The sequence below is a fragment of the Pseudomonas sp. PvP089 genome, from assembly GCF_017875165.1.
Lineage (GTDB): Bacteria > Pseudomonadota > Gammaproteobacteria > Pseudomonadales > Pseudomonadaceae > Aquipseudomonas > Aquipseudomonas fortuita.
In genome coordinates this window covers 1,600,824-1,623,187 of sequence record NZ_JAGGME010000001.1, presented here as the reverse complement: position 1 = coordinate 1,623,187, position 22,364 = coordinate 1,600,824, and the positions used below count along the sequence as shown (strand labels likewise).

Genomic DNA, 22,364 nt, shown 5'->3' with positions numbered 1-22,364 from the left:
GGAGTTCCTCAGATCAGTTCCCAGGTGCCGTTGGCTTGTTTGCAGAAGGTGTTCTGCTCTTGCTCGGTCTTGCCGCTTTGCGACTTCAGGCTGACAGTGACCGGGCGGCAGGCAGCTTCGGCGGCGACCGTTTCGGTCGGCAGCGACTGCACCGAATCCAGGTCGAAGCCTTGGGTTTCCTTGCTGGCGGCAACGTCCAGCTCGTCCAGGTTCACCGCTGGCGTCACGCGCTTGGCCAAGGCCTGCGCCTTGGGCTCGACGTAGTTCTTGTGCACGTAACCCACGGTCACGCCCTTACGCCCGACCAGGATCCAGTCGCCAGTGGCGCCGACGGCGGTGAACTCGGTATGGTTCTTCAGGCTGCCGACTTTTTCACCCGTCTGGTTCGGAGCGGCGCGCACGTTAAGGTTGTCGCTGATGGTCACGTATGGCTCGTTGATCAGCTTCATCGACGGCACCGCCTGAATCTTCGGCGCACGCTTGACCTCAACCTTTTTGGTCTGGGTGTATTCCTTGCCCGGCACGATCTGGGCGGTGGCGCCCGAGTGGTCAGACTTCCAGGTCACTGGCTGGGTACTGGCAGTGGTCTGCTGCTGGCTCAGTACTTCCTGGGTGCGCAGCGCCAGGGCCTGCTGGTCCTTCTCGTCCAGCATGTGGCCGATGCGGTTACCCACGTAGGCACCGATGCCGCCGGCAATCAGGGCTGCGGCGATCTTGCCGTTGCCGCTGCCCATGGTCGAGCCGATGGCCACACCGGCCAGGCCGCCGATCACGGTGCCCGCTTGCTCTTTGCTGATCCCGAGCTGTGCACAGGCCGTGGTAGAGGCGATGGCGACCGCCAGAAGGGACGCGACGAATTTCTTACGCAAGTGGAGCACTCCATTTTCGGTGGGGCGCACAGCCGCGTACCGCAGCCAACAGTTGGCGGCAGCATTCAGAGTTGTGCAGTTTTTGGGGTGAGAGAGCAGCACTGGCCACGAACGGCAATTCAACCGTCGAGCGAAGGGCGCAGAGGCATACCAGTACGGCGCGAAGCATCCAACGAATCCATGTCAGGAAGAGGTCACCGCCCAGCGCACGTAATCATTACGGCGTTTGGCCTGGGCGTGAGGGGCTTGTAGGGGGCGCATTGTAGCGCAAGGTGCCATTGACAGTTCAAGACAAAATGTTGCGAGAAGCCGGTGTGATCTACGAGTACAAGCCGGCAGCGTTTGCACTCCGGCCTCGCCGCCATCAGGCACTGCACAGTCCCTGTGGGAGCGGGTTCACCCGCGAAGAGGCCAGCAAAGCTGCTCGACTGGGTTGTAAAGCGAGCCTTTGCCGACGATAGTTCAGGGCACTGCCTTCGTATTGCCCAACAGGAACTCACCATGCTCGGCGTCACCGACTACGGCGCATTCGTCATCGCCTTCATTATTCTTCTGGCCATCCCCGGCCCGGGCAATTTCGCCCTGATCACCGCCACCGGCAAGGGCGGTATCAAGGCTGGCCTGGCCGCGACACTTGGGGTGATCGTGGGTGACCAGGTGCTGCTGTGGCTGGCGGTAGCCGGCGTCGCCACCTTGCTGGCCACCTACCCCACGGCCTTCCATATGGTGCAATGGGCCGGTGCTGCGTACCTGGCGTACCTGGGCCTGCGCATGCTACTGAGCAAACCCGGTGGCTCCGCACACAGCTGCCGCATGGACAACGGCCAGTACTTGCGCCAGACCATGATGATCACCCTGCTCAACCCCAAGGCGATCATGTTCTACATGGCGTTTTTCCCGCTGTTCGTCGACCCGGTGAAGCACCAAGGGCTGGTGACGTTCGGTTTCATGGCTGCGACGGTGGCGGTGGTGACCTTCGCGTATGGGCTGATTGCCGTGGTGCTGACGCACCAGTTGGCTGAACGCATGCGTGCAAACCCGCGCATCAGCAACCTGTTCGAACGGCTGGCGGGGGCTTGTCTGGTAGGGTTTGGTATCAAGTTGGCGGCGATGCGCTGAGCGTGGCCAGACCATGTTCTACAACTTGAACTCAGAATTATTCCCTTCCTTGTAGGGCGTTTCCCAAACATACTGGCAACCCGCTCTAACTGTTGCGACGGACTCGGTCACGCTCTAGTCTCGGCTTGTCGTTGCAAAATCAACGGCCGGCTTTGACAGGCCGACGATTTCCCGCACACGTGCACTGTTTATGGCGGCTGTACGTGGGGCACCGTCGTGTGCGCCGAGTTACTCCGGGATCCTCGGTCTGTCAACCCATGTACAGCTGCCACCCTCTTGTTTGACAGCAAGCTTGCGGCAGCTCCAATGATCCTGGAGATGTGTATGCGCAAGATGGTCCCTGATCCACCCTACTCCCTCGATTCCACCCAGGTCCTGCAAGACACCCTGGTCCAGTCCTCAGAGTACGTACTCTGCGCCCTGTCCGTCGCCCGCCAGTCCGTGCAACTCAAGCCTACTGCCCACAGTTCGATTGTGATGCAGGCCGTCATCCATGAAATGGAGGCGGTACAGGGGCTGGTCGAGTCGGCACTGATGCAATTGCAGATGCGGCCGCACTTACCCACTGAGCCGTACACCTTGCACTAGCAGGCCGGGCCTCTTCGCGGCTAAAGCCGCTCCCACAGGGTTATCTCCGCCCTCAGGCACTGCACACCACCTGTGGGAGCGGGTTCACCCGCGAAGAGGCCAGCCCAGGCAACCAGAACCGGGAAACAAATCAATGCCCACCGACAACACACAAGAACCCACCACAGTCGGCAAGACCTGCTTCTACCAAGGCGAAAACAACACCCACCCGCTGTTCCGCATCGAACCCGGCATCCCCTGCGAGAACGCCCGCGAACAAGCATCCGAACTGATGGGTTACGTGCGCGACCTGATCATCACCGGCCTGATGGACGGCGACCAGAAACTGATCTGGGCCTCGCACTACCTGAGTGCCATGGCCAAGGCGCTGCTGGATGATGCTGAATTGGGGATGATGAAAAAGTAAGGCCGGAACGGAAAAGCCCCTGGAGACGCGATGCACCCAGGGGTTTCATTTATCGCGTCTCAGCGCAAAAGGACCCCAAAAGCGCCATCGGCCGACGGCAGGGCTGCGACATCTTCCACGGCGATGTAGCCCATTTCCCAAACCCAGACCAATCCCGCTCCAACCGTTGCCAGTGCTCAACTTGCGCCTTAGCCTCATCACGTCAGCCTCATCACGTCATGGCCATTCAACGACTGACGATGACAGGCGGCCATCACTTCTATGCGCCCCTTTTCGTGGCGGTTACCACGTCCACACAGGACTGCAACGCCACTCCGTCGATCTCTCATATACAAGGAGTAGCCACTAGGCTACATTTAATGCATGCCGAATCAGATCGACACTACGTCGGAATTTGACGATTGGCTGGATGGCGTGAAAGATCCGATCGGCAAAGGTGCAGTCACCGCAAGACTCGCACGAGCGGAAAATGGCAACTTTGGCGATATCGAGTCTGTTGGCGATGGCGTCAGTGAGATGCGAGTGTTTGTCGGCCCCGGTTATAACGGGCTCGACCCGCTACCTGATGCTCTACGGTAGCGATAAAGCGGACCAGCTCAGAGCCATTAAGCGCGCCAAGCAAATCCTTGATGTTATACGAGGTAAACAACGATGAGCGACACATTCACCGCCGAAGACATGCCCATCCTTGAACTCGATTTGAGCAGTACCAAACGCTTCGAGGCCTCCCGGTTTCTGAACAGTCCCGAAACCATCGCGGCTTTCCTGGCAGAGGCAATGAAGGCTAACGATGCGCAAACCCTGATGCATGCCTTGGGGGAAGTGGCAAAAGCCAAGGGCGTGAATCAGTTTGCGCAAGACGCAGGCGTGAATCGTGAGTCGCTTTACAAAACGTTGAAGGGCGGCGATAAAACCCGTTTCACTACTATTCAGAAGCTCATGCTTGCCTTGGGTGTAGAGCTCACGGTCAGACCGCTCAAGAAACTCCCCGCTTCCTCATAGGCTCGCCCCGCGCAATTGGGGCTGCTGACTTCAACCACTTTAGCGACGCACAACGAAAAAGCCCCTGAAGCTTTCGCTTTCAGGGGCTTGATCTTGTATGGCGGAGAGATAGGGATTTGAACCCGCCCACAATGTTCATTAGGCCGCCTCAGACCCTATTTTACTGAGCGAAATGAAGATTCAAATGGCCTTAAACGCCCCCATCCGGCCCCAGATTTGCCCTAAAATTGCCCTAAGCTGGCGAAGCGGAGCTTGAGATTCATCTGGAGCACTCAAGCCAGAAAATCCTTGGTTGGACGGTCTTTAGTTGATCGGCGCAGATGCTCCTGACGCTTTGAAACCGCCTGTAAGTAACACTGATCGCAACATGCATCCTCGGCAGAACTGACTATGGCCGAGCTGCTCCGCATTGAGTAACGACCACAGACGCACCGACATACCCAACGTCCTTTTCTGTCGGCCGAGAGGCCCATCACCGTGAAGCGTCCAAATCGGTCTCCGGTGTGGTTTGTGAAAGACGGGTTTGATCTAGCCGCATCTGGTACTGATTTGATTGCCAGGGGCAGATCGGAATCCAGACTGGTAGTGTTTGCCCGGTACTCAAACTGCTCACCCTTTGCCACAACCCGTGCCGCTACCGCGTCGATTGGTTTTTCGTGACCAGCTTTCATTGAAGGCTTCCATGCGTGAACTCGAGGTCTATGCTAGCGCAATCGTCGCGTCTTCGGCGATTGTGCGGGACCTATGATCGAATAGGCCCTCGCCCCGACGGAGCCCTAGGGATTCTCCGATCAAGTCAGCACAGGCCATCTGACCTGTGCTGACTTGACCGGAGAATCCCTAGGTGCCTACAACCTGGCTTGAGATAGTCGATACAGCGGTGAAAATTGGCTTAGGTGCCGCAGTTACAGGCATCGCAACGTTTGTAAACAACCGCCATAGCCATACCAGAACCCTGGAGAAAGAACGCTATGCTAAAAACGTAGAGATGCTTGAGAGCATCACCCTCAGTGCTGAAGAGGCAACTCACTCGTTGCTCAAGCACTGGGCACATACTGTTGATTGGACAAGGATCACCGAACGGGGGGATGAGACTACGTCCGAAAAAGTCAAACTGATAGCTGAGTACCGCAGCGAGCTGTTCCACCTTTTCAAAGAGTTGACTAACAGCGAGGGAAGGCTTTTGCTAATGGGGTATAAAGATCAACAGGAGTCCCTGAGGGAGTATGGACAAGTGATCTCTGACCACTAACGGTACGCATCTGTGTACAACGATGAAATAAAGGTGACCGAGCTAGAGGCTTGGCGCAAGAGAATTCTGGAAGGAAGGGAGAAGCTATACTCATCCCTGAACACGGCCTACCGCACACAACAATAATTCGGCGTTCCTGCTCCCCTCGATTGTCATCGACCCGCACCATCGCTATCATAGCTGGCCATGTGCCACGAATAAGTGGTGCAGAGGGCAGCAATTGGTAGAATCTCAGACTGCCATTGCCTGCCAGTCATTTTCAGTTGAACAAGAAGGGATTCAGAACGTGATAAAAAAAATCCAAGGCGCACTGGGTAAAAACGCCAAGACTCACAAGCCCGATTTTGAATTTGCTAAGGAAAGTTATTCAGACATAGGACAGATCATCTTAAATTCAACCAGAAAGTATTTGGATACTTACTTGAAGCAAGATGACGGATCATCACTCACCACCTCTATATTTTCTCAGAACCTCAGAGAGTCAGCTAAGTTCTCAGCAAAGTCTGCACGAATAGCTTACTTACTAGGCAAAGGCTCATTGCTTGGCGAGCACGAACGCAAAGGAATTGTTAGAACACAAATAATTGAATATGGCGCCGTATGCGAAGCTATTCTTCTGGATTTAATTCAGTCGGTTGGAGCCAATAACTTGCCCATCGACGCACGTCCCAGCAGAGACGTCAAAAACAATCCTATTGACTGGGAAAGTGGCGGTTTATTTTCAACCATCAAAAATAAACCTGCCATCATGAAATACCGTTTCGACTTTAAATGGCTAATCGAGAAGAGCACGCAAATCGGCGCCATAGATAAAAACCTAAACAAGCGCGTATCCCATCTTCGAAAAAGCCGAAACTTGGTACACCCAGTTATACCGACAGCTCAAAGATACACCGACGACATTCAAAACAGTAGAGCGGCACGAGACACTGCAATCGCAGTTAGAGACGCCTGCACAGCATTTAAAGAAAAACACGGACTGGCGCTACCTTGATTTCATTGGGCTTGTACACAACAAAAGCGTCAAGCTCAACACTGTACCTCCGGTTTCAGATCCGTAAAACTATACACACCGATTGCGCTGCAGTAGGAACAGGAAAAGGCACCCAAGGCCCACAATAGAGGGGTTTGGGTGCCTTTTCTTATTCTGGCATCTGCGTGTGCATGGGCTTAGATTGGCATCGATCGAAACCTTATTGCGACCTGACTCTCCTACAGATAAATTTACACTATTAAAAATTGCTCACCCAAGAATGCCGAGTTAAGTTGAATGTCGACCTTACATACAAGCTCAGAACAAATAACGCCTCCTTTTGGATGCCATTGATGCCCGAGAACGTTAGTCGATACGGCAGCCACTCCTGCTACTCTGGAGGATATTTTCTTTCGGGCGTCTAATCTTTTCATCGCCTGGACTAAAATCGAATGACCTTCATTACCTGCCCATGAAGCCCCAATGATTACTACCCCACCCCATTCTCCGGTAATTTGCTTGCTTGCGTTGCGAATCTGCTTTATAAGCAATCGCTCCATCTCGGCGAGGGAGGGACACTTTGAAGGCCACTGTAGCTCCGCAGGGGCCTTGACCTCAAGCGATATCGTTTCCGCGAAGTTAACATTAATGAACAAGTCAGGCGACTGCACGGAGAACTTAGCATGATCGTTAAAACCAATACTGTTTCCTGAGTCCTGAAGGTGGGAAGCAGCTAAAAGCTGCGCGACGGTATGGGGGTACTCCAATACAATGGATTTCGAAATCAGAGCAAACAACGGATGATGCGCCCAGCGGGCCATGAGGTGTTTTGATACCTGTAAAAAGGTTAGGGCTGCTTGAGTTTTCTCACTTCCCAAATCAATTTCACCTTTTATGTGACAACCTCTTATATGCTCAATTGCCCAAGCCAGGTTAGAACGTAGGAAAAATTCGTTACCGCTAGCTACTGCCTGCTTGGCGCGCCGGGAAGCTTTTAGCATCTCACCTGAACTAAGATCATTAATCCTCAGCTCTATAGCGTTGAGAGCGTCTTGCCCGAGATCTAGTGAACCTGTATCATCCGGCCGAATTGTCGTCAACGCTTTAATCCGACTAACTTCACTCTCACTCGCTATACCCCAATCACCGCGAACATCTACAGTGTCACCCATAGGGTATCGTCCTAGGGGGAAAGTAAGCAGTAGCTTAGGCAACGGCTCTCCTACCGGCCACTCCTCACTTAGCGTAAGCTCAGAACACTGAGAGCATTCGAATCCAAGACCGACATACTGCCGAGACTGATACCCAACTATTAATACCTGCCCGCACTGACAGACCAAATCGGACTTTCCATCACCTGAACTTAATGGCTTGGCGGTCTTCTGAACCAAAACCGGCACCGAAATTAGATCTGTCATTGCCACCTCCATGTCACTAATTGGCATTTAAGATGATTACCATCATTTTATATAGGTGAACATTATTTTTGGCAAGCACCCCGAGCGTACACGGACTGATCATGAACTGCCCTCCTTCGACAGCTCTTAGATCAGGGGACTGCGTTTTGTAGGTCTTGCTCAACTCAGGTCGTTCCGCTGCGCGGCGATGCTCTTGATACTGCCCTTGGGCAAGGATGCGTTTGGCAATCAGAACAAGCTACCAAGCGATGCTGGCTGCCAGTTCATGATCACTAACTCGCCGGTTACCTCTGCCTTGCACTGTCGCTGGTTTGTGTTGCTGTAGCGGATGTCTAAGCATTCGAAGTGGAAGCCCTCGAAGGCGAGCCGGATGTCCGGGTGGTCGTTGATACTGACCATCACCTTGCCCTTGCAGCGGCGCATGAAGTCCGCCATGCGTTCGTACTCTTCGAACGGAAAGTCCACACCGTAGCCAACGGTCTGCCAGTAAGGCGGGTCCATGTAGAAGAACGTGTGTGCTCGATCATAGCGCTCAGCGCAGGCGAGCCACGATAGGTTCTCAACGTAGGTGCCGGCGAGGCGCTGCCACGCTGCGGAGAGGTTCTCCTCGATGCGCAGCAGGTTAATGGCCGGCCCAGTGGTCGCGGTACCGAACGTCTGTCCAGTGACCTTACCGCCGAACGCGTGCTGTTGCAGGTAGAAGAACCGCGCCGCACGCTGAATATCGGTAAGGGTTTCAGGCCGCGTCATCTTCTGCCACTCGAAAATCTGGCGGGAGCTGAGCGCCCATTTGAACTGGCGGACGAACTCCTCCAGGTGGTTCTGCACAACGCGGTAGAGGGTGACCAGGTCACCGTTGAGATCGTTCAGTACCTCCACCGGTGCGGGCTGGGGACGCATGAAGAACAACGCGGCACCGCCGGCGAAGACTTCGACATAGCATTCATGAGGGGGAAAGAGTGGGATCAGGCGGTCGGCCAGGCGGCGTTTGCCACCCATCCAGGGAATGATAGGAGAGGTCATATATATGCAAGTCTTTACTGTATGAATAAACAGGTGTTAGGCTCGCCGCGCTTTGTGCACAAGGCAGAGGCTACGGCTGGACTTGCAGGAAGGGTCTGCGGGTTCGGCGGGCCGGGCTGGATGTTGACGCATCTACCCGGCTCGCCTCTTTTCATTTGGTGACTTCGCGGACGTAGGCCTGGCAGGCCTGCAGTGCGATCAGTCCTCGATCACCGATGTCGGTAATGCCGATAATTCGTTGAGCATGCGCTGGGTCAAGTCGGGCGCGTAAGGCGCCATGAACCACGCCTCCGGTGCCGGCGGCTTCTCGCATCCCACCGTCACCACCCGAGGCGGCAAAGGCTCCGGCGTCGACAAGGACTGACAGCCGCAAGTCAGCATTAGCCAGCCTGTCACGCAGCCGATCTTGAGTCTGTTGTGCATCGTTCATTTCCTTCCAATGTGTTTTGCCCTGCTCCTGCAGGCGATCTTCCAGGGCTTGTCGCTGACTTTTCTGCTCCGCCAACTGCTTCAGGGCCGCAGCTGCAGCCTCCTCACGCTCTCGGCCGTGAGCCCGATCACTGTCCGCCAATTGCTGGACATAACCGGCAGCCTGCTCAGCCACCTGCTTTCCGTACTCGCTGGCCTGCCACAACCAGGCCCCTCGCCCGCCGACATAGAGCCCCACCGCAACACCCAGAAACGCGATACGCCAGTTCAGCGGCATTGCTGCAGCACCTCAAGCGCACGCTTGTAGAGCGCCTGGCGATCCCTCAACCCATTCAGGCCGCCGTTGATACGGCGAGTGATCGACTCGAACACCGAGTCATCGGCCTGCAGCACCTTGTCAGCCAGGCTATTAAGCCCTGCCCGCTGCCAGTACCAGCCGGCTGACAGTGAGGCGTAGACGGGCTGCTCGAGCAGGTCTGGAGTGTTGAGCAAGCGGCTGTCACCGAACAGCGCTTCGCTGCAGGCCTCGTAGTTGTCGCGGCCGGTGATCTGAATAAGTCCACGGCCACGGTACCGCTGGCCATCGCCATCAGCCGCCGGGGTGTTGCCGAGGCGCGCCGCAAGCGGGCCGGTGTCGTACTTGGCCAGGTACTTGTCGTTGCCCAGCTCGCGCACGTAACGCAGCTGGCCAGACTCATGGCCGATCTGGGCGATAAACGCCGCCTGCCGTGCCGGCGTGACGATGCCGAACTTGCCCATGGCGGCATTGAGGACGGGTGCAAAAACGCCGGCTTTCGGGCCGGCGTTCGGGAGGATCTGCTGCAGTTGCTGAATGGATAGTGCCATTGCTTGCTCCAGTGATGGCCGCGTGCGGCCGTAGGGTTACAGCTGCTCAACCGCGAGCGGCTTGGTGTCTTTCTTTTTCTTGCCCGAGGCCTTGGCCTTGCCCTTCTTGCCGCCGTTGCACTCCACCGTCGTGCTCCAGCCGGACTGGGTGAATACCTGCTCGACGCCGTCCACCAGGTACTCGCCATCGAGCCCCGGCTTGAAGCCCTGGGCGTTGATCGAGCGCTCGGCAAACAGGTCGGTGCGTCCGGGCATTTCCAGACGCACGCCGGCCGTGCTGCGGTTGAACGCGGCCAGGCGCGCCTTAGCGGCCTGCTGGGCGGCGGTTTTGTTGGGGTAGACGTGACGGTCGGTGTGCACCGGCGGCAGGCCGTCCGGCGACTCGTCGTTGGCCAGCTCGACCACCTGTAACTTGCCGGTCTTCGGGTCTTGGTGCTGGGTCTTCACCGCCTTCTGTGAATTGCGATCACCGAGACGGAACTGGTAGCGGGAAACGTCCGTCTTGTTGATGGTGATGACCGCCAGCGCCTTACCGGTGGTGCTTTGCCCGCCTTGGCGCGGCATCACCAGCAGCTTGCTTTCGGCCACCTTGGCGGTGCAGTCGTACTGCTTGGCTAGGCGGGTGACAAAGTTGTAATCCGACTCGTTGCGCTGGTCGACGCGCTCGACCTTGGTGTCGACCGGGCAAGACACCTCCCAGCCGTTACGCTTGGCGATTTCGCCGACGATCTGCGACAGCGGCACGTTCTCCCAGCTGCCGCTGCGCACGGTCTTGCCGCTGCCGCGCATGTCGCTGGCCTTGCCGCGAATCACGATGGTGTCGGGCGGCCCGCTCAGCTCCACCTCGTCGACGGTGTAGGCCCCCAAGCGGGTCAGTCCTTGTCCCTCGTAGCCCATCATCACCACCACGTTGCTACCGCGCGCCGGCAGCGCAACGGCCTGGTCGCGGTCGTCAATGCGCAACTCGAACTCGTCCGACTCCATGCCGGGCTTGTCCGAGGTGCGCAGCAGCAACAGGCGGTCATTGATCAGCGCGGTGATGTCGTTGCCATCCGCGACGATTTGATACGTGGGTTTCATGCAGGCTCCAGAAATGCAAAACCCCGCACGGGGCGGGGTTTGTTACGCGTAACGCGGTTTAGCCGAACAGCTGCAGCAGCTCGACCGCCGGGGCCGGGAGATCCGGCAGCAGGATCAGCAGGCCGGCGCGGTATGGCTGCGCCTGCCTGGCCAGATCCGGGTTGGCATCGAGCACAGCCTCGACGGTGGCGTTGAGGTGCCCGTAATGGTGCTGACAGATCACATCGAGCAGATCCCCGTCAGACGTTCTGCAGGTCGTTGCCATAGCTCACAAACTCCAGGGTGAAGCCTTGTTTTCGGGGGATACCGCCTGCCAGCAGGTGGCTTTGTTCTTCCTCGACACTGACCAGGCACCAGTCGCCAAGTACCTCGCCGTAGCCCGTCACCAGGTTAAGCGCGCGCAGGTTGCGGCCGATGGAACGCAAGGTGTTGAGCTGCTTGAGCCCGGCCTTTTGGTTCGGGAAGATCGCACCCTTGAGCGTGATCTTTTCCTCACCCAGGCCCACGGCCTGCTGCGCCGTGCTCCGGCGCAACCGCTCCTGGCCCTGCCAACGAAACGACGCCTGCCGGCGTAGCTCGTCAAACGCGGCCGTGCCGAGGTTGAAGTAGTAGGGCTGCTCGTTGGGCTCATGCGGCTGGATGATCAGCAGGTGCGGGAACGGTGCCACAGCCTCCGGTGTCGGCGTGGCCGAGGCCAACAGCCCACCACTGGGCAGGATGTTGGACAGCGAGGGACTGATTTTGCCAGCCACTCTGCCGACCTCCGACGACACCTTGCTGGCCATCTGCTTGAACGTGCCGAGGCGTTCTTGCACCTGACTGACGCCCGATACAGCGCGGCTGTACATCGACGTCACTTGCCCGACACGGGCTTGCGCCACGCCGATGCTCCGCACCAAGCGGCCTGCCTTGGCGCCCATCTCAGGCGGTAGAAACGGGATGCTCTCCAGTTCGGACGCAGCACCGGTAATGCTGCTGATAGCGCCGTTGAGCGGTACCAGCATGCCGTCGGCGCTTTTTCGTCCGGCCTCCCCCGCTGCAACCAGGCTGGACAGTGACGACTCCAGCAGCTCCATGTAAGCCATTGGCCCTCCTTAAACGTGGGGTTGATCGAACAGCTGCGCCGAGGACGTGCGCGCAGCCACCTCGCGCTGCCAGGCGTCAAACAGCCCGCGCATACCGTTTGCCATTTCGCTCAGCAATTGGTTTGGGTCTTTAACATCGCCGTGGACAGTGAGCGGCATGACCGGGGCGAATGTGAACGTGTTGTCCACCTTCGGCGCCGGTGGCGGTTCGGCTGCCTTGGCGGCCGGGGCCACCTCGGGCAGTTTGGCCGCAGGCGGCGCGGCCTTGGCCATCTCGCGCACCACATCACCCAGTACGGCCTGTGGCTCGGGTTGAGGCTGCGGCCGCACCAGGTCGGCGCTTGGGAAGCGCACCTTGTTGGCCGTCAGGGCGGGCAACAGAAACGGATCTTTCGACGCCGGATCGCGCGGGTCATACGACACCTCGGGCTTGGCCGGTACCGGGACCGGTGCTGCTTCCCGCACCGCAGCCCCCAGTTTGGGTGCCGGCGGCTCGGGCTCGGCCGGCGGCCGTACCAGTCCAGCACCAGGGAACCGCACCTTGTTGGCGGTCAGCGCCGGCAACAGGAACGGGTCTTTCGACGCGGGGTCGCGCGGGTCATACGAAACTGCCGGCTCTACCGGCGCCGGCACGGTCGCGTCCCGCACCGTATCGCCCAACTTCGGCGTAGGCGGTTCGGGCTGCGCCTCGGGCGCTGCAGGGACCTCGGGTAGAGCCTGCGGCCGCACCAGACCAGCACCGGGGAACCGCATCTTGCCAGACGTCAACGCCGGCAGCAGGAACGGATCTTTCGACGCTGGGTCACGCGGGTCATACGACACCGCTGGCTCCACCGGCGCCGGGCTGGCCACCTCCCCCACCGTATCGCCCAGCTTGGGCACCGACGGCTCGGGTTGTGCCTCCGGTGCTGCAGGATCTACCGGCGACTCAGGGTTGGCCGGTGGCCGCACCAGATCAGCACCTGGGAAACGCACCTTGTCGGCCGCGAGTGTCGGCAACACGAACGGGTCTTTCGATGCCGGGTCGCGCGGGTCATACGACACTGCCGGATCAGCCTTGACCGAAGCCGTGGCGGGCTTAGGCTCGACTTCCTTGGCTGGCATCACTGTTACGCGTAACGCTTCACCCAGTGCCGGCGGCGATTCCGGCTCGGCTTGATCGTCGGCCGGCTCGTCACCGAACCAGCGTTTGCCCAGCCAGCCCCCAAAGGACTCGCCACCCATGCCGCCCAGGACGGCGCCGACCGCGCCGCCCACGGCGGTACCGATCACCGGCACCATGGAGCCAATGGCCGCCCCGGCTGCAGCACCGGCAAGGGTACCCGCCAGACTGCCGGCGGCCCCGCCATAACCCTCAGCCTTTTCGTCCTTGGTCTCAGCGTTTAGCGCGACATCGATCGCAACCGTACCGGCATCGATGATATTGCCACCTGGCAGGCGCTTGGTCAGGCGGGTTAGGCCCCGCACCGAGCGCGCTACCTTGCCTAGGTCATCGGTGGCGGTAAGGGCCGACGACGCTGCAGGCAACGCCCGAACCTTGGCCACGGCAGCCTTGGCCGGCTTGGGGGCCTCGACGGCCGGCGCAGGCCGCACCGGGGCGCCCTGCCGGGCAGCGCGCCGACGCTCCCGGCGCCGACTTCTGCGACTACCCTTTGCAGGCCCTGCAGGGCCGCTATTTGCAACGCTACTGCCAATCCCGCCTATTGCATCGGCGTTGACCACGAAAACGCGCTGCGGGTCATTGGCAGCTCCGCCGGGATCATCGGCTTGGCCAGGCCCTTGCGAACCCGGCGAAAACACCTTGCCCAGCAGCCCCAAGCCGGTGTCGACTACCTTGCTGCCGGTCTTGGGCAATTTGATCGGCGCCCGCTCGGCCTTACCGGCGCGGCCCGCGAGCCCTTCCAGGCCGCGCCCCATGGCGATGTTGAACACCCCGCGCCCGACACGCAGCGCACTGCGGGCACTCAGGAATGCAATTACCGCCGCCGTAATGCCGCCAATCCCCATGGCGATCGACGGGAACTGATCCGACAGCGAGGTGATACCACGGGCGACCTTCGTCAGCCCCTGCGCCGCCATGTCGGTGGCCGGGCGGATGGCATCGCCAATGCTGCGCATTGAATCGTCCACCGCCTGGCCCAGCTCGGCCCACTGCTGCGCCGATGTCTCGCGGCGCTCAGCCAGGTTCTTGTCGAGGATGCCCGAGGCCTTCTTGGAGTCGGCCTTGAGTTCTTCGTACAGGCCCCGGTTCTGCCCGTAGGCAGTGAGCGCGGCCTTGACCTGCATGTCGGCGAAGATATCGCCGGTGCGCAGGGTCTTCTCCAGGGCTTCCAGCGCCGCCTTGGCCTTCTCCGGGTCGACCTCCTTGTCGATCTTGGCCTGGGCGTCCTTGATCTGCTTGGCCTTGGCCGGGTCGGTCTTCTCGACGTAACGCATGGCCAGGGCCATGGACGCCTCAATGACGTTCATGCCCTTCTGCAGGCCGGTATTCAGTGACGCCTGATAATCAATGCCGACATCGCTGTAAGCCTTCTTGATATCGCCGGCGCCAATCTTCTCCATCCAGTTCTTGAAGTTGTTCGCCGCTTCGTCGGAACTGCCGGCGGCCTTCATCTGGACCTGCAGCATGGAACCCAGCGAGGTCACCGCATCCAGCCCGGTGATGCCGTTTTTCTCCATGCCGGCCAGCAGCTGGGGGAACCACTTGGCCATGTCGCTGGCCTCGAAGCTGCCCGCCTGGCCTTGGTAGGCGATAGCCTCCAGCGCCTGCTGCATCACCTTCGGATCGCTGATTTTGGCGTTCTGCTCCAGCGCCTGGATCATCGACGCGGTGTCGACGCCCGAGGCACCTTGACCGACCGCGAACTTGGCCGCGACCGGCGCATACGACAGCGCCTTGTCCAGCTCCATGCCGGCGCCGACCAGCTGGTTGACCAGGTCAGCCACGTCATTGCGTGACATACCCGTGTCTTTGGCCGTGCCGATCACCGTTCGGGTAAGCTGCTGCTCTTCGGGCTTGTTGGCAATATCAGCCTTGATCGCAATGTCACGGATGATCGCTTGATAGTTCGCGCTGATCATCGTCGGTACAGCAGCGGCGCCCGTAGCCACCACTGCCCTGCCGATATTCGACTTGAGCGATTCCTTGCCCGCCTGCAGCTGCTGGTGACCCTTGAGCTGCAGATCGGCGGCCTTGGCCTCACGCCCGAGGCGCTGATACTCGCGGCCAAGCCTGCCGACCTCGACACCCTGCTTGCGCAAGGCATCCAGGTTGCTGTCCAGTTTGCGCTGCAGCTTGTCGGCACCGGCCGCGCCACTGTCGTGCGCGCGCTTCCATTCCTCGCGCAGCTTGATGGTTTCACCAATGGTGCTTTTCAGCACCTTGGCCTTGTTGCCCTTGGCTTCCAGCTTCTGGATGCCGCTTTCGGCGGTCTTGAACGCGGCGCCAAGCGAAGACGCGACGGCGCCGCCGATTACCAGCGATAACGCTACCTTGCCTGCCATCGGTTACCCCCTGTGCAAGCTCAATCGGTAAGCCACCAGACCATGTCGGCATACGACATGGTCATGATTTCAGCGGCCGAGAAATGCAGCTCGGCCGCGAGACGCTTGGCAGCGTGCTTAAGCGACTGGGGATTACAGTTCGTCGTCTTGCACCAGAAAGTTGTAACCGGTGGCGATGCGGTTGTAGTCCTTGTAGGTGAGGCCTTCCAGGTCCTTGACGCCGACCTCAGCCAGGGACGCGAACAGGTTCATTTCGCGCTGCGCATCGTCGCCGTCCGAGGTCTGCCCAGCGCTGCGGATATCCTTCACGGTCGGCGCGCGCAGGGTGATGGTGGCCTGATCAACACCATTGAGGGTGGTGGGTTTGGACAGGCGAACGGTGACGTTTTCAGCGGTCAGGGTCAGAAACTTCGGGGCTGGCTTGCTCATGAAAGGGTGTCCTTGATTCGGAAAGGTTGTGAGGGGAAAGTGGGTTACAGGCCGAGGTCGGCGCGCTGGCTGGCCAGTTGGTCGGTGCCGTTGATGACACGCTTCATGCCGACCGGGTCAATCTCGTAGATGACCTCGCCGCCGACCTCGAGCTTGTAATAGGTCACAGCAATGCCGTGCTTGAGTTCGGCCTTGTCGCCGGCCTTCCAGTCGCCCATATCCAGCTCTTTCAGGGTGCCGCGCAGGGTGACCACGACCGCGAGGGTTTCGCCTTTCTGGATCTTGAACGAACCACGGAATACGCCGTTGAAGGCGTTGCCGTCAGCCAGGCCGAAGAACTTGAGCGAGTCCTTGCGCACGCCGGTGGTGGTGAAGTTGGCTTCCATCTTCTCCATACCCACGTCCATTTCAATCGGCATATCCATGCCGCCGGGGCGATACTCTTCCGTCTTGAGGGTTAGCTTGGGTAGGGTCAGGCTGGGCACATCGCCCTGAAAGCTTTTGCCATCCACGAACAAGTTGGTGTTGGCGAGAATTTGGGGAATGAATGCCATGTCGGGGCCTCCTTAAGCGGCAGCGTTGAGCACTTCGGTCAACCACTGATTGGTGACCTCGACGCGGAAGTTGGGGTTTTCGGCCGGCGGCACGTCAGTGAAACGGATGTTCCAGTACACCTTGCCCTGCTCCAGCTGGCTGGCCGTGTTGAGCACCGGGTCGGCGTAGACCTCGAAGTTGATGATTGCGCCCTGGTTCTTCAGGTCGCGCATGAACGCCTGCAGGCCCTCGGTCACGTCCTTGACGTAGGTCGCGGTGATCGAGCGGTCAACCGCCCACTTGTGGCCGTAAAGGATCGCGTCCATGACGATATCCATGGTCCGCACGCGGGTGACGAACGCCCATTTCACATCACTGGACAGAGTGCGGTTGCCCCACAGGCGATAGCCGTCGTCGCGGATGATGGTCGCGATATTGGCGTTGTTCAGCAGGTTGGCCCGGCAGGTGTCGTCGCCGTCCAGGAACTCGACCGAGCGGGTGGTGCCGGTGATTCCGACGAACTCCTTGTTGGACGGCGAAGCCCAGAAGCCGTATTCGGTATCGGTCCAAGCAAACAAGCCCGCCACCCAGGCCGAGCCGGGCTGATCGACGGTGCCGTTACTGGTGGTGTCCCACACCTGCACACCAGGGTCGACCATGAACAAACGCTTGGAGCCGAAGCTTTTGGCGTAGGTCGTGGCGGCCTCATCGGTGGTACCGGGGCCGTCGATGATGGCTACAGCACGTAACTTACCGGCCAGTGCATCCATCGCGGTGGCCACCGCCTGGGTCGCGCTGTGCTTGGGCGCGACAATCAAGCGCGGCTGGGCGTTGAAACGGCTTTTGCCGTCGAGCAGCGCCTGCAGGCCGGTACGCTTGCCGCTGGCCAACACGCCGCCAATGATCGAGGAGGTTTGTGCGGCCGCGTCGACCGCTTTGGCCACGCCACAGCAGACGATCACCGCCTTGGCGCGGGTGTAGATGGCCCGACAGGCCTTGGTGATGGCCGAGGCCTCGCCGAACGCGGCGACCGCCTCGCGCTCGTTGGTGATCAGCACCAGGTCGTTGTACTTGGCCGTCGCGCCCGCGCCCTCGGTGAAGGTGTCGACCAGGCCAATGATCGAGGACGAAGGCAACGCGATGCTACGCGCGCCGGTGTCGACGTTCGTTACGGTAACGCCGTGAAAGAATCCAGCCATGTGGGCTCCAGATAAGACAAGGGCCGCGCTTGGCGGCCCTGCAGAAACGAAAACGCCCCGACAGTCGGGGCGCTCAAGGAAGGCGGGTTATGGGTCAGGCGTTGCCGACACCGACCACGCTGGCATTGATCGCGGCAATGGCCGCGTCGGCAATGGCCTCGGCCTCGTCGTGAGTGGCCGCCTTGAGCGCCTGCAGCTTGCCCTTCAAGCGGGCAGCGCGAATCGCATAAAGGGCCTCTTTCCACTTGGCAGCCTCGGCCAAGATGTTCTCGGCGGCGGCTTGCGGCTCAAGACCGGCCGCGTCGACCCACGCCTGGACGGTGGCGGGCACCTCGCCCTCGAAGCCAGCTGCTTGGAAGGCTTGGGCTTCTTGCTCGGCAAGCTGGTATTCGACCACACGCAGCGAGTTGCCGACCACCGCGACACGGGCATTGTCGGCCGCGTCTTCGATCTGCTGGGCCGCACACAGTCGTGCTGCACCGAGCGGCAGCAAAGCGAATTCAAAGCCGTTGTAGTTGTTGCCGTTGAACGTCACGTTCAGGTTGTCTTTACGCATGATGACCTCAGGTTCAGAAGGGTTAGAGCTTGGTGATGTTGGTTGTCAGCCAAGGAATGGTGTTCGGGTCCTTGCCGGCCGTCACGCCTTGAACCAGGTAACCCTCAAGCGCCGCAGGAATGGTGCAGTTCACTGCACTCAGCGACACGCAAGGGAGGCCAGAACCAACAATCTTGCCGGTGAATGTGCCACGCAGGGCAAACTCAACGTTGTACAGCTTGATCGGAATGAAACCTGGCAGCTTGCTGCCGCCGGCATAGAACATCGAGTAGAACGCATCCTGGGCCGCCGACAGACCACCCGCGGAATCGGGCAGCGAGACGGTCATATCGGCGAAGTCAACCGAACCGCCCATGTTGATCTGGACCCCACCGAACCGCTTCATGCCATTGGTGCCCAGGTACTCGTTCAAGATGAGCTTTCGGACTTTGCTATCCGCAATGTCACCGCGAATGATGATGCGGCGGCTGCCTACCGAGAGCGCCTCAGTGTGGGTGTAGTCGCCCTGCAGGATGTAATCACCCATACCGCCGCTCGGTGTTGCTGCAACAGCGCGGCCGAGGGTTTTGAGTGGCGTGTCCGCGTTGCCCAGGGCGTTGTCGTCACCGGTCAGCGGGTTGATGTAGAAGGTGCGCGAGATAGCCGGCGCAGCGGTAACCGCATCGGCAATAGCCTTGGCGGCCGCGCTTTTGAAGGTGGTGAAGTAGTCGAGCAGCGCGGTGGCCTTGCTGGTGAGGCCAGCGATTTCAGTTTCGAGACTCATAGGATCTTATGCTCCGTTGATGTGTTGGGTCAGTTGGGTTTGGGTGGAAAGGGTGGCTTCTGCGACAGCGATACCCATGCTGCGCAGGCCTTCGTGGTCGACCTCATGCCGACGTTCAGCCGTCGCCAGGCGCACGTCTCGCCAGTCGGCTTGCTCGATCACCAGCCGCAACTGTCGGGTGAGCAAGTCGATCTGATCTTGCAGGCCTAGGCTGCGCAGTTGCTCGCTAAGCACCGCCTCGACCGCGCGAATGCCGACAGCCAGCGCTCCCTCATGGTCGACCGCATGCCGGTACTCGGCCGTGCCCTGACGCTCGGCAAGGCTGGCAACCTGGCGTGCCATCTGCTCGGCGGTGCTTTGCTGCTGCCGGGCCAGATCGGTGATCTGATCTTGCTGCTGCAGGCTGCGCAGCTGCTCACCGACCAGGGCACTGGCCATGGCCGCCAATGGCGCCGCCAAAGACAGGTTCAGGCCCGCCGGGCTGCTGACGATGGTGACGCTATCCGCCGGCAGCGCCGTCAAGGACAGGTCATAGGCCAGCAGCAGATCGGTATTGGCCGGTTTGTAGGTCAGCGCGTCAGTCGCATGCGACCAGACCGCCAACAGCGTGCCATCGGCTAACAGAAAGCCGATTTCACGCACCCAGAACGCGGCCGGGCCATCAGCGATGGCGGTGATGTGAATCAGGCTGTCACTCAACCGCTCACCACCGGCAATGGGGTACTTGGCCACCTGGGCACGCAAGCCGGTTTGCTCGTTGGTCGGGGTGTAGCCCGACGTGCCGAGTGCAATGTGGGTGATCTCGGCAGAAAGGCCGGTGCTGGTGGCATTCCAGACCGCCGCCAGACCTTTCTTGGTGATCACCGGTTGTAAAGGGGTACTCATAAAACAGCCTCCATCGTGCCCCGCACGACGATACGGGTACGCAGCGCATTGGCGACCGATACGGTGGCCGCTGCATGGATCGGGACGGGCTGCGCCTCGGCATAACCCCGAGTGACAGCGCGCGCATGGGTAACGTTGGCCAGCAACAGCGACTGCTCAGAAAGCGGAATCGGCACCACCGGCATTTCCATCGTCTGCCGGTGTAGCCCCCGCGCCTGAGTGGCGTTAGCGAACTGCAGGGCCTGCGCCGAGGGGTCAACCGGAACGGGCGCAGGCTCCACCGTTTTGCGGTGCAGCAGTTGCCCCTGACTGGCCCCGGCGGCCACCAGGCCACCGTCGAACCGGGCACCGAGCCGAAAGGTGTAGTGGCTGCGCTCGTTCTTTGTCGCATCGACCAGGGCACGCAAGCGCTCCTCCAGCTGCGGCGAAATGATCGAGCCTTCGCCCGGCCGGTTATCGTTGGCCCAGGCCGTGATCTGAAACGTGTACGGCGCCGCGTTGGGAATCTCGCGCCATTCCTTGTAATCCGCGTTGACCCGAACCGCCTTAAGCACACGCCGAATCGCGCCGACCGTGCCCTTGGTCTTGTGAATCGGGATCGCCTCGCGGATCAGCGCGCGGCGCTGCTCGTCGGTGTAGGCCGCTTCCCAGCCCTCAACCTTCCACGCCCAGGCCAGCCAGGGCAGGAAGTTCGGCGGGCAGCGCGCCGAGTCGGCCACGCCCCGGATAATGTCCGGGTCAAGGCCAAGGTCGGCGGCCGCCTCCAGGGCGCGCTCCAGCTGGGTGGCGTTGTGCGGTAACAGGCTCATGTCACCACCTTCGACGTCAGCGTGATTGAGGTGCAGCTGGGGTAATGCCGCTTGTCACACACCACCCCGGCCGCTGGCTGCTTCAAGGTCACGCTACGAATCCCCGTTACGTGTAACGCGGCGTAGATGGCCGACAGGGGCAACTGCCCCTGCAGGCGGCGGGTTTCTGCAATGGCCGCATCCAGGCCAGCCCGTGCGGTGGCTTTAACCACGTCCGGGTCTGGCCCTTCCTCAATCTGCAGTTCGGCCTCCACCTTGAACTCAGTCGGCAAACCGGCGGCCACGCGGGGCCGGTCGGTGATCGGCCGCACTTCCTCGGCCGACAAGGCGGCTTTGACTTTGGCCACCAGCTGGGCCACCGGGGTGGTGCTGGTGAGGCTGGGCAGGATGGCCAGCGACACGTCGCCAGGCAGCGGGTTGGCCAGTCCAGCGTCGTAATCACAGACCACCACAATGGCCCCCGCCGGCAGCTGTGCCCGTACCTCGGGCGTCAACTCCGCCCCAACAAACCGGGGCGAGTCGACCGATACGTTGGTCAGTTCGGCCGATGCGCTTAGCCCGTGATACTCATAGGCGCCGCTGCTGCCGGCTACAGACAAGGCCTCAAGCGACAGTCGCGTGCGATAGCGCAGCGCTTCGTCGCCCTCCATCACCGCCTCAACCGGCGGCACCGCATCCGGGTCGGCCGGGCGAATGACCAACTTTTCCACGCCGTAATCAGCGGCGCGGTTCACCAGATCGTTACCCTTGGCGAAGGCCAGCAGGCTCGCCTTAGCCGCCGCGTTGACCCGCGCACGCGTGAGCATTTCCCGGTAGGCCATGACTTCCATCAGCTTGACCACCGGGTCGGACTCCAACGCTGCTGTCCATTGGTCCTTCATGAACTCGCGGAAGATGCCCAGTGTTTCCTGATACAGCTCCTCGAAATCCACGCTCTCCACCACATCGGGCGGGGGCAGCAGGGAAAGGTCGATCATGCGGTTACCTCCATGACGGCGGTGCTGCCCAGGTATTCGCCGGTCAGTGTCATGCCGATCTGCCCCTCAAGCACCGAGGTAACCACCACCCGCTCCAGCCTCAACCGCGGCTCCCAGCGGCCCAACGAGCGAGCCACCTCGGCCTGCACCGCGCTTTTCCACCCCTCGTTGACCGGCATGTCGACGTAACGCCGCAGCTTGCTGCCGTATTCCGGCCGCATGCGGCGACTGCCGAGTGGCGTGGTCAAGATGTCTTCGATGGATTGGCGCAGGTGGTCAAGGCCCGAAATAGCTTCGCCGGTGCGGCGATCCAGGCCGATCATGGTCAGCCGTCCAGCCGCTGCAGCTCAGGGTGATCAGCCAGGAAGGCCAGCGCCTCGGCGTCGTCGGCCGGCACGCTGACGCGCTTGGCCACCACCTTGAACTCGCGCAGGTCCTCGCCCTTGGCCAGGTAAAGCGAGCGCGAGGTGTAGACGGTGTCGGCGAAGGTGACTTGTGCCCCTGCCCTGGCTGCAGCCAGGTGAGCCACAGCGGTCGCGCCGGTTGCCTCGGAGGCAGGCGCCTCATCGGTTGAAACTGATTTCTTGTCAGCCATAAGGCGTTCTCCAGATAAGACAA

25 protein-coding genes and 1 pseudogene are annotated in these 22,364 nt (G+C 60.3%); 7 read left to right on the top strand and 19 right to left on the bottom strand.

The window, feature by feature from the left end; genetic code table 11:
• Window positions 1-8 precede the first annotated feature (8 nt).
• Window positions 9-869: an SH3 domain-containing protein gene (locus tag J3A71_RS07495; RefSeq protein WP_060519576.1), complete on the bottom strand. Its 861-nt coding sequence runs from the start codon at window positions 867-869 to the stop codon at window positions 9-11.
• 501 nt (window positions 870-1,370) lie between these two features.
• Here J3A71_RS07495 and J3A71_RS07490 point away from each other — a divergent pair.
• The 7 genes and pseudogenes from J3A71_RS07490 to J3A71_RS07460 all read left to right on the top strand — a co-directional run bounded on the left by J3A71_RS07490 (window position 1,371) and on the right by J3A71_RS07460 (window position 6,230).
• Window positions 1,371-1,988, top strand: coding sequence for a LysE family transporter (locus tag J3A71_RS07490; protein WP_016488631.1), 618 nt, complete (start codon window positions 1,371-1,373; stop codon window positions 1,986-1,988).
• Window positions 1,989-2,312: 324 nt separating this feature from the next.
• Window positions 2,313-2,576: a hypothetical protein gene (locus J3A71_RS07485; protein WP_096426657.1), complete on the top strand. Its 264-nt coding sequence runs from the start codon at window positions 2,313-2,315 to the stop codon at window positions 2,574-2,576.
• 133 nt (window positions 2,577-2,709) lie between these two features.
• On the top strand, window positions 2,710-2,982 hold the full coding sequence (locus J3A71_RS07480; protein ID WP_096426658.1) for a DUF3077 domain-containing protein: 273 nt from the start codon (window positions 2,710-2,712) through the stop codon (window positions 2,980-2,982).
• Window positions 2,983-3,345: 363 nt separating this feature from the next.
• Window positions 3,346-3,637 (top strand): annotated as a pseudogene (locus tag J3A71_RS07475) (type II toxin-antitoxin system RelE/ParE family toxin).
• A complete protein-coding gene (locus tag J3A71_RS07470; protein ID WP_016488634.1) occupies window positions 3,634-3,984 on the top strand; it encodes an addiction module antidote protein in 351 nt (116 codons plus the stop codon). The pseudogene J3A71_RS07475 and the gene J3A71_RS07470 overlap by 4 nt, the downstream one beginning before the upstream one ends.
• 844 nt (window positions 3,985-4,828) lie before the next feature.
• On the top strand, window positions 4,829-5,236 hold the full coding sequence (locus J3A71_RS07465) for a hypothetical protein (RefSeq protein WP_209952807.1): 408 nt from the start codon (window positions 4,829-4,831) through the stop codon (window positions 5,234-5,236).
• 286 nt (window positions 5,237-5,522) lie between these two features.
• Window positions 5,523-6,230 carry a hypothetical protein gene (locus J3A71_RS07460; protein ID WP_209952805.1) on the top strand — a complete coding sequence of 236 codons (708 nt, stop codon included), beginning with the start codon at window positions 5,523-5,525 and terminating at the stop codon, window positions 6,228-6,230.
• A 230-nt stretch (window positions 6,231-6,460) separates the two neighbouring features.
• Here the strand turns inward: J3A71_RS07460 and J3A71_RS07455 are convergent, their stop codons facing one another.
• The 18 genes from J3A71_RS07455 to J3A71_RS07370 form a co-directional block, all read right to left on the bottom strand.
• The gene (locus J3A71_RS07455; RefSeq protein ID WP_209952802.1) at window positions 6,461-7,381 is read right to left on the bottom strand and encodes a hypothetical protein; all 921 of its coding nucleotides are present in this window, start codon (window positions 7,379-7,381) and stop codon (window positions 6,461-6,463) included.
• Window positions 7,382-7,855: 474 nt separating this feature from the next.
• On the bottom strand, window positions 7,856-8,650 hold the full coding sequence (locus J3A71_RS07450; protein WP_209952800.1) for a DNA adenine methylase: 795 nt from the start codon (window positions 8,648-8,650) through the stop codon (window positions 7,856-7,858).
• A gap of 151 nt (window positions 8,651-8,801) precedes the next feature.
• Window positions 8,802-9,356, bottom strand: a complete 555-nt coding sequence (locus J3A71_RS07445) for a lysis system i-spanin subunit Rz (RefSeq protein WP_209952797.1) — start codon at window positions 9,354-9,356, stop codon at window positions 8,802-8,804.
• On the bottom strand, window positions 9,347-9,925 hold the full coding sequence (locus J3A71_RS07440; protein ID WP_209952794.1) for a glycoside hydrolase family 19 protein: 579 nt from the start codon (window positions 9,923-9,925) through the stop codon (window positions 9,347-9,349). Before J3A71_RS07440 ends, J3A71_RS07445 begins: the two co-directional genes overlap by 10 nt.
• 36 nt (window positions 9,926-9,961) lie before the next feature.
• The gene (locus J3A71_RS07435; RefSeq protein ID WP_209952791.1) at window positions 9,962-11,005 is read right to left on the bottom strand and encodes a contractile injection system protein, VgrG/Pvc8 family; all 1,044 of its coding nucleotides are present in this window, start codon (window positions 11,003-11,005) and stop codon (window positions 9,962-9,964) included.
• 58 nt (window positions 11,006-11,063) lie between these two features.
• Window positions 11,064-11,270, bottom strand: a complete 207-nt coding sequence (locus tag J3A71_RS07430; protein WP_209952789.1) for a tail protein X — start codon at window positions 11,268-11,270, stop codon at window positions 11,064-11,066.
• Window positions 11,245-12,090, bottom strand: a complete 846-nt coding sequence (locus J3A71_RS07425; protein ID WP_209952786.1) for a phage tail protein — start codon at window positions 12,088-12,090, stop codon at window positions 11,245-11,247. The genes J3A71_RS07430 and J3A71_RS07425 overlap by 26 nt, the downstream gene beginning before the upstream one ends.
• A gap of 9 nt (window positions 12,091-12,099) precedes the next feature.
• The gene (locus J3A71_RS07420; RefSeq protein WP_209952784.1) at window positions 12,100-15,594 is read right to left on the bottom strand and encodes a phage tail tape measure protein; all 3,495 of its coding nucleotides are present in this window, start codon (window positions 15,592-15,594) and stop codon (window positions 12,100-12,102) included.
• A gap of 132 nt (window positions 15,595-15,726) precedes the next feature.
• On the bottom strand, window positions 15,727-16,023 hold the full coding sequence (locus J3A71_RS07415) for a phage tail assembly protein (RefSeq protein WP_061203454.1): 297 nt from the start codon (window positions 16,021-16,023) through the stop codon (window positions 15,727-15,729).
• A gap of 44 nt (window positions 16,024-16,067) precedes the next feature.
• Window positions 16,068-16,577, bottom strand: a complete 510-nt coding sequence (locus J3A71_RS07410; RefSeq protein ID WP_197864588.1) for a phage major tail tube protein — start codon at window positions 16,575-16,577, stop codon at window positions 16,068-16,070.
• A 12-nt stretch (window positions 16,578-16,589) separates the two neighbouring features.
• A complete protein-coding gene (locus J3A71_RS07405) occupies window positions 16,590-17,756 on the bottom strand; it encodes a phage tail sheath family protein (protein WP_209952782.1) in 1,167 nt (388 codons plus the stop codon).
• 94 nt (window positions 17,757-17,850) lie between these two features.
• Window positions 17,851-18,312, bottom strand: a complete 462-nt coding sequence (locus J3A71_RS07400; protein WP_125920071.1) for a hypothetical protein — start codon at window positions 18,310-18,312, stop codon at window positions 17,851-17,853.
• 22 nt (window positions 18,313-18,334) lie between these two features.
• Window positions 18,335-19,075: a hypothetical protein gene (locus J3A71_RS07395; RefSeq protein WP_209952780.1), complete on the bottom strand. Its 741-nt coding sequence runs from the start codon at window positions 19,073-19,075 to the stop codon at window positions 18,335-18,337.
• Between the two features lie 6 nt (window positions 19,076-19,081).
• Window positions 19,082-19,960 (bottom strand): phage tail protein, encoded by an 879-nt coding sequence (locus J3A71_RS07390; RefSeq protein ID WP_209952777.1) that lies wholly within the window; start codon window positions 19,958-19,960, stop codon window positions 19,082-19,084.
• Window positions 19,957-20,769, bottom strand: a complete 813-nt coding sequence (locus J3A71_RS07385; RefSeq protein ID WP_209952775.1) for a phage tail protein I — start codon at window positions 20,767-20,769, stop codon at window positions 19,957-19,959. Before J3A71_RS07385 ends, J3A71_RS07390 begins: the two co-directional genes overlap by 4 nt.
• Window positions 20,766-21,746 (bottom strand): baseplate J/gp47 family protein, encoded by a 981-nt coding sequence (locus tag J3A71_RS07380; RefSeq protein WP_209952772.1) that lies wholly within the window; start codon window positions 21,744-21,746, stop codon window positions 20,766-20,768. Before J3A71_RS07380 ends, J3A71_RS07385 begins: the two co-directional genes overlap by 4 nt.
• Entirely contained in the window at window positions 21,743-22,069 is a 327-nt protein-coding gene (locus tag J3A71_RS07375) for a GPW/gp25 family protein (RefSeq protein ID WP_209952770.1), read from the bottom strand. The genes J3A71_RS07380 and J3A71_RS07375 overlap by 4 nt, the downstream gene beginning before the upstream one ends.
• A 2-nt stretch (window positions 22,070-22,071) precedes the next feature.
• Window positions 22,072-22,341 (bottom strand): hypothetical protein, encoded by a 270-nt coding sequence (locus J3A71_RS07370; protein ID WP_209952767.1) that lies wholly within the window; start codon window positions 22,339-22,341, stop codon window positions 22,072-22,074.
• Between the last annotated feature and the right edge of the window lie 23 nt (window positions 22,342-22,364).